Here is a 13191-nt window from a genome sequence, read left to right as displayed (position 1 = left end):
TCACTGCTTGTCGATGAAGGCGAAGAGCTCGTCGTCCGAAGCGAGGTCGAGAACCGACGACACGCCGAGCCCGTCCAGCGCTTCCCGCAGCACGTCCGCCAGGCGGCCGCGGTCCTCGGCGCCCGCGTCCGGCAGGACTTCGCCGAGGGCCTCGCGCAGCCGCTGCACGGGGTCCGGCGGCGGGGGGAGCAGCTCGCCGAGCAGGTGCGCGGCCAGCAGTTCGACGGTCGGGTGGTTGAACAGCAGGGACGCGGGCAGCCGCAGGCCGGTCCCGGCCCCGATGCGGTTGCGCAGCTCCACCGACGTCAGCGAGTCGATGCCCAGTTCGCTGAACGGCTTCGCCACCTCGACCGACGCCGGCGACCGGTGCCCGAGCGCCGTGGCGACCTCGGTGCGGACGAATCCGGTCACCGTCGCGGCCGCGGTCTCGGAGTCCAGCCCGGCGAGCTGCCCGGCCAAGCCGGCGGAAACCGGGGCGGACTCGGCAATGCGGGCGCGCCGCGCAGGCACGAGATTCCGCAGGACAGCGGGGATTTCGTCGGCCGCCCGCAGGGCCGCGGTGTCCCAGCCGGACGCCACCACCGTGCCGGACAGCCCGAGTGCGGCGTCGAACGCGGCGAGCCCCTGCGCTTCGGTGAGTGGCCGGACGCCGGTCAGCCGCGCGCGATCCGTGTCGGTCATCGCGGCGGTCATGCCGGTGGCCGTGTCCCACAGGCCCCACGCGATCGACACACCCGGCAGCCCGCGCGCCGCCCGGTACTCCGCCAGCGCGTCGAGGGACGCGTTCGCGGCGGCGTAGTTCGCCTGCCCCCGGTTGCCCAGTACCCCGGCGACCGACGAGAACAGCACGAACGCGGCGAGGGGCTCGTCTTCGGTGAGCTCGTGCAGCAGCCAGGCGGCGTCGCGCTTGGGCCGCAGCACGGTGTCCAGCTGCGCCCGGGTGAGCCCGGTGAGGGTCGAGTCGTCGAGGACCCCGGCAGCGTGCACCACTCCGGTGAGCGTCTCGCCGGCCAGGAGCGCCGTCAGCGCGGCGCGATCGGCGACGTCGGCCGCGACCACGCGGACGCGGGCAGCCAGCCCGGCCAGCCGCGCCGGGACGTCACCGCCGCGGCGCGAGACCAGCAGCAGGTCACGGACGCCGTGCGCGGTCACCAGCCGCTCGGCGACCAGGGCACCGAGCCCGCCCGTGCCGCCGGTCACCAGCACCGTGCCGGTGCCGAAGTCCACTGTGGAGGGTTCGGCGGCGTACCGCGCCAGCCGGGGCACCAGCACCGCGCCGTCGCGCACGGCGAACTGCGGCTCCCCGGCGTCGAGCGCCGCGGCCAGGGGCGCGCCGGGCCGGGCACCCGCGAGGACGAAGCGGCCGGGGTGCTCGGCGATCGCCGAGCGCACCAGGCCCCACACCGGCGCACCGTCGGGCGAGCCCGGGTCCTGCAGGAACACCAGCTTCGAGCCGTCGCAGCGCTCGTCGAGCAGCCAGCGCTGCAGGAGGTCCAGCACGGCGGGCAGCTCGTGCGCGGTGGTGAGCACGACGGGCGGGACGACCGCCGGCAGCTCCGTGCCGATCACCGTCCACGCCCGGTCGGTACCGCCACCCACCGTGGCCGGCGTCCATTCGACGCGGTAGAGCTCCGCGGCGGCGACGGCCTGCAAAGCGGGCCGCAGCAGCAGTGACTCGACGCTGCCGAGCGGGGTGCCGGCGGTGTCGTAGAGGGTGACTTCGACGCCGGTCGTCGCCGAGCCGGACAGCCGGGCCCGCACCGAACCCGGCAGGGGCGAGGTGACCCGCAGTCCGCCGAAGGAGAACGGGAGCAGCAGTTCGGTGCTGTCGAGCACGAGCGCGTGCAGCACGGCGTCGAGCACCGCGGGGTGGGCGGTGAACTCGCCTTCGGCGGGCAGCGCCACCTCGACGTACCGGTCGTCGCCGTCGCGCCACAGCGCGGTGAGGCCCTGGAACGACGGGCCGTACTCGTACCCGCGTCCGGCGAGCCGTGCGTAGGCGCCGTCGAGGTCGACCGGCTCCGCCCCGGCGGGCGGCCAGAGGATCAGGGGCGTGGCGGACGGTTGCGAGGGGCTCACCGTGCCGGTCGCGTGCCGGGTCCACGGCCCGTCGTCGAGTCGCGTGTGGACGGTCAGCGGGCGCCGGCCGTGGTCGTCCGCGCCACCGAGGCCGACCTGGACCTCGACGGCGCCCGACGCGGGCAGCGTCAGCGGCGCTTCGAGGGTGAGGTCTTCGACGCTCCCGCACCCGGCGGCGGCCGCCGCTTCCAGGGCCAGCTCGGCGAACCCGGTGCCCGGGAACAGGACCGTGCCGCGGACGGCGTGCCCGGCCAGCCACGGCAGCGAGGTCAGCGAGAGCCGCCCGGTGGCGACCAGGCCGTCGCCGTCGGCGACCGGCGTGGCGGCCCCGAGCAGGCCGCCGGAGCGGTCGGTGAGCCAGTACCGCTGCCGGTCGAACGCCGAGGTCGGCACGTCCGGGTGGCGGGTGACCGGGCCGAGCAGCCGCGGCCAGTCAACCGTCGCGCCCCGCACGTACGCGGCGGCTAGGGCGAGCAGGAACCGGCGGTGCCCGCCTTCCCCGCGGCGCAGCGTGCCCACGGCGGTGCCGTCGATGCCCGCGTCGGCGAGGATCTCCTGCACCGCCCCGGCGAGGATGGGGTGCGGGCTGACCTCGACGAACAGCGGCCGCCGGTAGTCGGCGAAGGCGCGCACGGCGGCGTCGAAGCGGACCGGCTCGGCCAGGTTGCGGTACCAGTAGCCCGCGGTCAGCTCGGAGCCCGGCAGGAAGCCGCCGGTGCAGGAGGAGCAGATCGTGGTCGCGGTGTCGGCGGGGGCCAGCTCGCCGATCTCGGCGAGCAGGGCGTCGCGGACCGCCTCGACGTGCGGGGTGTGCGCGGCGTAGGCCACCGGTGTGCGCCGGATCTGGACGTCGGCACAGGCGGCCGCGAACTCCTCGATGGCGGCCAGTTCGCCGCCGACCACGGTGCCGGCCGGGCCGTTGTCCACGGCCGGCCACAGGCGTCCTTCCCACGGTTCCAGGCGCTCCCGCACCTGCGCCACCGGCAGGCCGACGGCGAGGATGCCGCCGGTGCCGTCCAGTTCGGCGGTGAGGAGCCTGCTGCGGACGGCGATGATCCGGGCGGCGTCGGCGAGCGGCAGCGCCCCGGCGACGACGGCCGCGGCCAGTTCGCCTTGGGAGTGGCCGACCACCGCGGCCGGAGCGACCCCGGCGGCCTGCCACAGTCCGGCGAGGGCGACCATGACGGCGAACAGCACCGGCTGCACGACCTCGGTCCCCTCCAGGTCCGGCGCGCCGCCGGCGCCGGTGAGCACGTCGAGCACCGACCAGCCCGTGTGCGGGCGGAGTGCCTCGGCGGCGTCGGTGAGCAGCCGCGCGAACTCCGCGTCCGCGGCGAGCAGTTCGGCGGCCATCCCCGGCCACTGCGCGCCCTGGCCGGGGAAGACGAAGACGGGTTTCAGGTCGCCCGCCGCGGTGCCGGTCACGAGCGCGGGGTGCGGAGCGCCGTCGGCGAGGGCACTCAGGGCCGCCACGAGTTCGGCCCGGTCTTCGGCGACGACGACCGCGCGGCAGGTCCCGGGACGGCGGCGGGCGAGCAGCGCCGCCGTGGCGGTGACGTCCTCGTCGGACGCGGTTTCGGCGTAGGCGCGCAGCCGGGTGGCCTGGGCCCGGAGGGCGGCGTCGGTGTGGGCGTGCACGGTCCAGACGAGCGGGGCGGTGGTGGCGCCGTTGCCGTCTGCCGCGGGCAGTGTTCCGGCGGGCACGGCTTCCAGCACGATGTGCGCGTTGGTCCCGCTGATCCCGAAGCTCGACACCGCGGCGCGGCGCGGACGGCCGTGGTCGGGCCACGACTGGGCGGCCGACAGCACCTCGACCCGGCCGCTCGCCCAGTCCACGTGCCGGCTCGGCTCGTCGGCGTGCAGCGTGCGCGGGATCGTCTCGTGCCGCAACGCCTCGACCATCTTGATCACGCCCGCGACCCCGGCCGCGGCCTGGGTGTGGCCGATGTTGGACTTCAAGGACCCGAGCCACAGCGGCGTTTCGCGGTCCTGCCCGTAGGTGGCCAGCAGTGCGTGCGCCTCGATCGGGTCACCCAGCGCGGTGCCGGTGCCGTGCGCCTCGACCACGTCGACGTCCTGTGTGGACAGTCCGGCGGCGCCGAGCGCGCGGCGGATGACCTGCTGCTGGGCCTGGCCGTTGGGTGCAGTGAGGCCGTTGCTGGCCCCGTCGGAGCCGGTTGCGCCGCCGCGCAGCAGCGCCAGCACCGGGTGGCTGTGGCGGCGGGCGTCCGACAGGCGCTCCAGCACGAGCATCCCGGCACCCTCGGCGAAGGCCGTGCCGTCGGCGTCCGCGGAGAACGCCTTCGCGCGGCCGTCGGCGGAAAGGCCGTTCTGGCGCGTGAAGTCCACGAGGTTGCCGGGCGCGGACATCACGGTGACGCCGCCGGCGAGGGCGAGCGAGCAGTCGCCGCGGTGCAGCGCGTCGGCGGCCAGCTGGATCGCGACCAGCGACGACGAGCACGCGGTGTCGACGGTGAGCGCGGGCCCGCGCAGGCCGTAGGTGTAGGCGATCCGGCCCGATGCGACGCTCGGCGAGGTGCCGGTGAGGCGGTGGCCGTCGACGAGCCCGGTCGGCTCGTGCAGCCGCGGGCCGTAGTCCATGGCCATCGCGCCGACGAACACGCCGGTGTCGGTCCCTTCGAGCGCGCCCGGCTCGAGCCCGGCGCGCTCGATCGCCTCGTGGCTGATTTCCAGCAGCACCCGCTGCTGCGGGTCCATGGCCAGTGCCTCGCGGGGGCTCAGGCCGAAGAACGCCGGGTCGAACCGGTCGGCGTCGTGCAGGAAGCCGCCGAAGCGGGTGGCGCACGAGCCGGGCCCGGCCGCGTCGCCGAGGAGGGTGTCGAGGTCCCAGCCGCGGTTCGCGGGCAGCTCGGTGACGGCCTCGCCGCCGGCGGCGACCAGGTCCCACAGCTCGGCGGGGGAGGTGATGCCGCCGGGGAAGCGGCAGCCCATCGCGACGATCGCGATCGGATCGTCCTGACCCAGGTCTGCCGTAGCTGGTCGTGAGTGGTAATTCGGGTTAGAACCCGAATTACCACTCACGACGAGCCGCGGCAGGGCACGCAGGTGGGCGACGAGGTGGGCGGGGGTGGGGAAGTCGAACAGGAGCGTGGTCGGCAGCTTGCGCCCGGTGGCGGCCTGCAGCCGCGTGCGCAGCTCGACCACGCTCACCGAGTCGAAGCCGAGGTCCTTGAACGTGCTCGCGGGGTCGATGCCGTTCGCGTCGGCGTGCCCAAGGACGGCCGCGGCCGTGACGAGCACCAGGTCCGCCACCCGCGTGGGATCGACGGCGACGGGCGTGGCGGCGACCTCTTCACCGAGCCAGTAGCGGGTCCGCTGGAACGCATACGTCGGCAGGTCCACCAGCCGCTCCCCGGGCACGTCCCACCGCACCCCGGCCCCGGCGGCGAACGCCGCGGCGAGGCTGCGCCGCAGCCGGTCGCCGCCGCCGTCGTCCCGCCGGAGCGTGCCGATCACGGCCACGGGGCGGTCCTCGGCTTCGGCGGTCTCCTCGATGCTGCCGAGCAGCACCGGGTGCGGGCTGCACTCGACGAACCGCGCGCCACCGGCGGCCAACGCGCCTGCGGTCGCGTCGGCGAACCGGACCGGGCGCCGCAGGCTTTCGAACCAGTAGCCGGCGTCGAGCCCCGCGGTGTCGAACGGCTCGCCGGTGAGCGCCGAGACGAACGTGACCGAAGCGGACACCGGACGCACCGGCTCCAGCAGCCGCAGGATCTCGTCCCGCAACGGGTCCACGGCCGCCGAGTGCGACGCGTAGTCGACCGGCAGGATCTTCGCGCGGTACCCGGCCCCGGTGAGCGTGGTGTGCAGCGCTGCCAGCGCGTCGGCCGGCCCGGACAGCACCACGGACCGGGTGCCGTTCACCGCGGCCACCGACACCCCGGCGGGCAGCAGCGGACGGACCGTGTCCTCCGACGCGCCGGCCGACATCATCCCGCCACCGCGCGGCATCCCGGCGATCGCCCGGCTGCGCAAGGCGACCACGCGGGCGCCGTCGGACAGCGACAGCGCGCCGATCGCGGTGGCGGCGGCGATCTCGCCCTGGGAATGCCCGACCACGACCGACGGCGTGAGCCCGGCGTCGCGCCAGACCTCCGCCAGCGACACCATGACGGCCCAGAGCGCGGGCTGGACGACGTCGACGCGGCCGAGGTCGGCGGTCCCGGCACGCAGCTCGTCGAGCAGGTCGTAGTCCACGAACTCCGCGAGCGCGGCCGAGCACTCCGCCAGCCGGCGGGCGAACACGGGTGAGTCGCGCAGCAGCGCGCGGGCCATCTCCGGCCACTGCGAACCCTGCCCGGGGAACACGAGCACGTCGGCGCCGTCGACGGTCCGCCCGGTCACGACGTGCTCCGAGGGCGTGCCGACGGCCAGCGACGCGAGGTCGTCGAAGACGACCGCGCGGTGCTCGAAGAGGTCCCGGGTGCGCAGGAGCGAGCGGGCGACGTCGCCGTGGGCGAGGTCCGGGTGCTCGGCGAGGTGGCCGGCCAGCGCGCGGGCCTGGGCCGGCAGGGCGGCGGCCGACCGGGCCGAGAGGACCAGCGGGACGTCCTCGGCAGCGACGTGCTCGGGCCGGGGGACCGCCGGGGCTTCGGCCACGACGAGGTGGCAGTTGGTGCCGCCGACGCCGAACGAGCTGACGCCGGCGACGAGCCGGTCGTGCGGCCGCGGCCACTCGCGGGCCTCGCGCACCACCTCGAGGTTCAGCGTCTCGAACGGGATGGCCGGGTTCGGCGTGGCGAAGTTCAGGCTGGGGGTGAGCCGGCGTTCCCGCAGGCACACCAGGACTTTCAGCAGCCCGGCGATGCCGGCGGCGCCTTCCAGGTGGCCGACGACGGTCTTCACCGAGCCGACCGGCAGCGGCTCCGGGCGCCCCCCGGCGAACGCGGCGCCGAGCGCGGCGGCCTCGATCGGGTCGCCGACCGGCGTGCCGGTGCCGTGCAGCTCGACGTACTGGACGTCGGCCGGCGCGACTCCGGCGTCGGCGCAGGCCAGCCGGATCACCTCGGTCTGCGCCCCGGCCCGCGGCACGGTGAGGCCGTCACCGCCGCCGTCGTTGTTCACCGCGCCGCCCAGCAGGACCGCGTGGACGCGGTCGCCGTCCGCCAGCGCGGCGCTCAGCGGCTTGAGCACGACCAGGCCGCCGCCCTCGCCGCGGACGTACCCGTCGGCACGGCTGTCGAAGGTGTGGCAGCGGCCCTGCGGGGACAAGGCGCCGAAGCGGTCGACGGTCTCGGTGCCCGCGTGCAGGAGGTTGAGGTTCACCCCGCCGGCGAGCGCGACGGCCGCGGTGCCGCGGCGCAGCTGCTCGGCCGCCAGGTGCACCGCCACCAGCGACGACGACTGGCCCGAATCGACGGTCAGGCTCGGGCCGCGCAGGCCGAGCAGGTAGGAGACGCGGTTCGCGATGAGGCTGCGGTGGGTGCCGGTGAGCGTGTGCGGCCCGGCGCCGAGGCGGTCGTGCAGCAGCGCGTAGTCGACGGCGATCGCGCCGACCACGACGGCGGTGCCGCTGCCGCGCAGCGTGCCGGGCGCGATCCGGGCGTCCTCGCAGGCCTCCCAGGCCAGCTCCAGCACCAGCCGCTGCTGCGGGTCCATCGCCGCGGCCTCGCGCGGGGAGACACCGAAGAAGGGCGCGTCGAAACCGTCCACATCGGACACGAAGCCGCCGCGCCCGGCGCCGTCGCCGTCCGTCCACCGGCCCGGCGGAACCTCGCCGACGGCCTCGCGGCCCTCGGCCAGCAGCCGGCGCAGCAGCGCCGGACCGGCGGCGCCGGGCAGCCGGCAGGACATGCCGACCACCGCGATCGGCTCACCGGGAGCAGGCAGGGAAGACATAGTTCACCCATCGTCGGAAGGGATCCGGAAATCGGGGAATGCGTGGTGCTGTCCGAATTGCACCGGTTCCCGGGAATTTCCGGGTGGCGCCGGTGGATTCCGATCGTGCGGGCTGCGCACCCCGTTCGTCAAGGGGTGTTTCCGGCGTCGGCGGTGGCAGGCAGACGACGGCAGGAAGCTGCCACCGGAGCGTGCCACCCGGCTGGAGCAGCGGGGGTGGGTGACTGCGCCGAACGGTGTGGTCAATTGCTCTGACCTGCGGAAACGACTGTCCGATCCGAACCGGTTGATGTCACCGGAGTGACCGGCCGGACACGGCAGGTACACCTGGGTGCCCCCATCCCCACCCGGCCGCCGAATCTGGGTGAGGACTACCCATGTCCGGGTGGGTGGGTAGTTGCTTCAGTGGTCCCGTGCCGCCGAGGAAGTGTCCGAGGCGTCCTTTCCGATATTCATTTCCGGTGCTCGAAGAAAAGGAAAGCGATGGCGAACACGACGGAAGCCGCGGCGGCGCCGTTCGGCCGCGCCGACGGTGTGCTCACCGTGGGCGGCGTGCCCGTGGACCGGCTCGCGGCGCGGGTCGGCACCACTCCCTTCTTCGCCTACGACCGTTCGCTCGTCACAACCCGCGTCGAGCGGGTGCGGGCGGCACTGCCCGACGAGGTCGAGCTGAGCTACGCGGTCAAGGCCAACCCCATGCCCGCGCTGCTGCACCACCTCAGCGGCCTCGTCGACGGCCTCGACGTCGCCTCCGCCGGGGAACTGCGGCAGGCGCTCGACACGACCGTGCCGCCGGAGCGGATCAGCTTCGCCGGACCCGGCAAGACCGCGGCCGAACTGGCCCGCGCGGTCGCCGCCGGCGTCACGGTCGAACTGGAGTCCACCACCGAGCTGGCCCGCGTACGCGAGGCGGGCGAGCGCCTCGGCCTCACCCCGCGCGTGGCACTGCGGGTGAACCCGGACTTCGCTGTGCGCGGGTCCGGCATGCGCCTGGGCGGCGGCCCGCAGCAGTTCGGCATCGACGCCGAGCGGGTACCCGCCGTGCTCGCCGAGGTCGGCGCCGCGGGACTCGATTTCCAGGGCTTCCACATCTTCGCCGGCTCCCAGAACCTGCGCGCCGACAGCCTTTGTGAAGCCCAGCGCGCCACGGTCGACCTGGTGCTGCAGCTCGCCGAGGCCGCCCCCGGCCCGGTCCGGTCGGTGAACCTCGGCGGCGGCTTCGGCATTCCCTACACCGCCCGCGACACGGCCCTGGACCTCGACGAGGTCGGCGAGAACCTGGCGAAGCTCCTGGACGTCTCGCTGCGGCCCGCACTGCCCGAGGCACGCGTGGTGATCGAGCTCGGCCGCTACCTCGTCGGGGAAGCCGGGGTGTACCTCACCCGCGTCGTCGACCGGAAAGTCTCCCGCGGCACGACGTTCCTCGTCGTCGACGGCGGCCTGCACCACCAGCTGGCCGCCTCCGGCAACTTCGGTCAGGCCATCCGCCGCAACTACCCGCTCGCCCTGGCATCCGCGCCCGGCGGTCCCGAAGAGACGGTGACGGTGGTCGGCTGCCTGTGCACCCCGCTCGACCTCCTCGGCGACAAGGTTTCGCTACCCGGTGCGGCGATCGGCGACCTGGTCGCGATCTTCCAGGCCGGCGCCTACGGCCTGACCGCCAGCCCCACCGCCTTCCTCGGGCACCCGGCGCCGCCCGAAGTCCTCGTCTGACCCCGGAGGGAACACCGTGCAGACCACCGTGCCGACACCCGGAGCCGCCGCGCTCCATGCCGCCGATGTGACAGCCGGGGGCTCCGCCACCCGGAACCCCCGAAACGAAGCCGATCCCCGTTTCCGTGTGCTCGGCCTGCTGCAGGTCCGCGGCCACGCGCCGGTCGTCGTCACCGCCCGCCGCCAGCAGGTGGTGCTCGCGCTGCTGCTGCTCAACGGCAACCGCGTGGTGCCGCTGGCGGCACTGCTCGACGCGCTGTGGGGCGCCACGCCGCCCACGACGGCCCGGGCGCAGGTCCAGACCTGTGTGTCGGCCCTGCGTCGGGCGCTGGCGAAAGCCGGGCTGGGCGAACGGATCTCCGCGCGCGGCAGCGGCTACTGCCTCGACCTCGCGCCCGGCGAGCTGGACCTGCACGAGTTCGAGACGCTGGTGGCCCGCGGCCGGGCCGCCCGGCGGCCGGAGGAGGCCCGCGCGGCGTTCCGCGAAGCCCTCGCCCTGTGGCGCGGCGACCCGCTCACCGGGATCGACAGCGGCGTCGTGCGCGCCCACCAGGTCCGCATCGCCGAGCGGCGGGTCGAAGTGCTCGAGGACTGCCTCGACGCCGAGCTCGAGCTGGGCCTGCACCGCGAAGTCGTCGGCGAGATCTCGGTGCTGACCGAGGAATACCCGCTGCGCGAGCGGTTCGTGCTGCAACTGATGACCGCGCTGCACCGGTGCGGCCGCCGGGTCGAGGCGCTCGCCGCGTACCGGGCCGTGCGCCGCCGCTTCGTCGAAGAACTGGGCCTGGAGCCCGGCGCCGCGCTGCGCGAACTGCACCAGGACATCCTCGCCGGTTCGAGCGAGGCGCCGGTGAGCGTCCGCGCCGTCCCGCGGATGCTGCCCGCGCGCCTGCCGTACTTCACCGGGCACGAACGGCTGCTGGCCGGGCTGCGGCGCGGCCTCACCGACGACGGCCCCGGCGCCGCGGTGGTCACCGTCCTCACCGGACGCGGCGGGGCGGGCAAGTCCGCCGTGGCGGCCGAAGCCGCGCACCGCGCCGCGCCGGCGTTCCCCGACGGGGTGCTCTACGCACGGCTCGCCGAGGAAGACGCCGCCGAAGTGCTGGCCCGGTTCCTGCACGCACTCGGCGTGCCCGCGGCGGAAATCCCCGAGGAGCTGGACGGCCGCGCCGCGCTGTACCGCAGCGTGCTCGCCGGGCGCCGCGTCCTGACCGTGCTGGAGGACGCCGCGAGCCTGGCACGCGTCACGCCGTTCGTCGCGGACGCCCGGGGCTGCCGGCTGCTCGTCACCACCCACGCCCGGGTGCCGTCCCTGCCGGGCGTGGCGGTGGCCGAGCTCGACGTCCTGGACGGCGCGGAAGGGGTCGAGCTGCTGTCCGCACTGGTCGGCGAGGACCGCGTGACGGCCGAGCTGTCCGACGCGGTGGAGCTGGTCGAGCTGTGCGGCGGCCTCCCGCTCGCGGTGACGGCGGCGGCCACCCACGTCGCGGCCCGGCCGGGGCGCACGCTGGCCCAGGAGGTGGCCCGGCTGCGGGCCGAGGGCGACCGGCTCGGCCGGCTCGGCGCGGGCGTCCGTGCGGCCGTCGGGCGTGGCCTGGCGGAGCTGCCTCCGGCGGCGCGGGACCTGTTCGCGCGGCTGGCTTTGCTGCCCGCCGGCAGCTGGGCGGGCTGGGTCGCCACGGCAGTGGCGGACGCCGGTCCGGCCGAAGCGGCCGACGCGCTGGAGTCGCTGGTCGACGCGCGGCTGGTCGACATCGCCGGGGCGCGCTGCCGGCTGCCGTCGCTGACCCGGCTGCTCGCGGTGGAACTCCTGGCGGCACAACCACTTCCGGCGCGTTCGGCGGCCGCCCGGCGGCTCTTCGGTGCGTGGCTGTACCTGACGGACGAGGTCCGTGGCGTCGCGCCCGGCGACGTGCCGCGGACACCCGTGGCCGCCGACCTCGGCGACCCGGGCACCTGGTACGACCGGGAGTCCGCCGGGCTGCTGGCCGCGGTGCGGCAAGCAGCCGACGCGGGGGAGCCGGGGTACTGCGCGGAGCTGGCGCTGGCGGTGGCCGACCTGGCGGGGGCCCGTGGCCGGTACGCGGACTGGCGGGAGAGCGGCGAAACGGCGTTGCGCGAGGTGGTTTCGGCGGGCGACCGGCGGGCCGAGGCCGCACTCGAACGTTCCCTCGGCGAGCTGGCGGTCCGCGAAAGCCGGTTCGCCGACGCCGCGGGTCGCATCACGCGGGCGCTCACCGCCGGCGAAGAGGCGGGCGGCGTGAGCTGGGACGAGCTGGTCCGGCAGGTCCTGGCCGGGGTCGACCGCGCGCGCTCCGCGGTGGTGGCCTCGCCGGTGCTGCCGGGGTTGCCGTCCGGGGACCCGGGGCCGGGCAATCACACGGCGTCCCCGCGGATCGCGTTGGGGCGCAACCAGTACGAGCTGGCGGCGGACCGGGCCCAGCCGGATGGCACACCCCGGTCGACGGGCCGCGCGGGACACCGCCGCCTACCCCGCCCGCGTCCGATCTCGTGGCGTCGCGAGTCGGAATACCCCGAGGAAGCCTGACCCCTCACCCACCCGGAGGAACGCCATGACCATCGGTGCCGCCCTGCCCGCCGGCGACCTGTCCGGCGCCGCCAACAGTGTCGAAGAACTGCTCGCCCAGACCCGCGAAGCCGCGGAGGCCGGCCTGCGCTCCGTCTGGTTTTCCCAGCTCTTCGACCACGACGCCCTCACCCTCGCCGCCCTCGCCGGGCGTGAGGTGCCCGGAATCGCCGTCGGTACCGCCGTCGTCCCGCTCTACCCGCGGCACCCGCTGCACCTCGCCGCCCAGGCGCAGACCGCGCAGGCCGCGACCGGCGGGCGGTTCACCCTCGGGCTGGGCCTCGGCGTGCAAAGCCTGCTGGAACCCGCGTTCGGCTTCGAATACCCGCCGCCGATCACGTCCCTGCGCGAATCCCTCACCGTCCTGCGCGACGTCTTCGACGGCCGCCGTCCGGTGTTCGACGGCGAGACCCTCACCGCCTGCCCGCCCCTGCCCACGGCCGTCCCCGGGGGTGGCGGGGTCCCGATCGTCGTCGCCGCGATGGGCCGGCAGGCGCTGCGGGTGGCCGGCGAGCTCGCCGACGGCACCCTCCCGTTCCTGGCCGGCCCGCGTGCGCTCGCCGAGCACGTCGTGCCTGCGCTCACCAAGGCCGCCGCCGACGCCGGGCGGCCCGAACCGCGGGTGATCGCGGCCGTCCCGGCGGTGGTGACCGACGACGCCGACCCGGTCCGGCAGATCGCCGCGGTCCACCTGGGCTACTACGGCGACATCCCGTCCTACCGCCGCATCCTCGACGCCGAAGGTGCCACGCATGCGGCCGACCTCGCCCTGATCGGCGACGAGCGCACGGTCGAGGCGGGCCTGCGCCGGTACTTCGACGCGGGGGCGACGGAGATCGTCCTGATCCAGTCCGGCATGCGGTCGGCCCGCGAACGGCTGCGCACCTGGCAGCTGGCGGGAGCACTGAACGCCGCGCGGTAGCAGGCCGGGATATTCCACTGAACGGACACCG

4 protein-coding genes are annotated in these 13191 nt (G+C 75.4%); 3 read left to right on the top strand and 1 reads right to left on the bottom strand.

Annotation, left to right across the window (positions count from 1 at the left end; genetic code table 11):
* On the bottom strand, positions 1-7938 hold the full coding sequence (locus ACLJQF_RS03090; RefSeq protein WP_410606657.1) for an SDR family NAD(P)-dependent oxidoreductase: 7938 nt from the start codon (positions 7936-7938) through the stop codon (positions 1-3).
* A 483-nt stretch (positions 7939-8421) separates the two neighbouring features.
* Here ACLJQF_RS03090 and ACLJQF_RS03085 point away from each other — a divergent pair, with 483 nt between their 5' ends.
* From ACLJQF_RS03085 to ACLJQF_RS03075, 3 genes are all read left to right on the top strand, one after another.
* Positions 8422-9651 carry a pyridoxal-dependent decarboxylase, exosortase A system-associated gene (locus ACLJQF_RS03085; RefSeq protein WP_410606656.1) on the top strand — a complete coding sequence of 410 codons (1230 nt, stop codon included), beginning with the start codon at positions 8422-8424 and terminating at the stop codon, positions 9649-9651.
* A gap of 127 nt (positions 9652-9778) precedes the next feature.
* Positions 9779-12199 carry a BTAD domain-containing putative transcriptional regulator gene (locus tag ACLJQF_RS03080; RefSeq protein ID WP_410606655.1) on the top strand — a complete coding sequence of 807 codons (2421 nt, stop codon included), beginning with the start codon at positions 9779-9781 and terminating at the stop codon, positions 12197-12199.
* Positions 12200-12224: 25 nt separating this feature from the next.
* The gene (locus ACLJQF_RS03075) at positions 12225-13160 is read left to right on the top strand and encodes a TIGR03564 family F420-dependent LLM class oxidoreductase (protein WP_410606654.1); all 936 of its coding nucleotides are present in this window, start codon (positions 12225-12227) and stop codon (positions 13158-13160) included.
* Positions 13161-13191 lie beyond the last annotated feature (31 nt).

It is taken from the genome of Amycolatopsis sp. lyj-109, from assembly GCF_046548995.1.
Taxonomy (GTDB): Bacteria; Actinomycetota; Actinomycetes; order Mycobacteriales; family Pseudonocardiaceae; genus Amycolatopsis.
The sequence above is the reverse complement of the archived record's forward strand: the minus strand, read 5'-3'. Positions and strand labels throughout refer to the sequence as shown.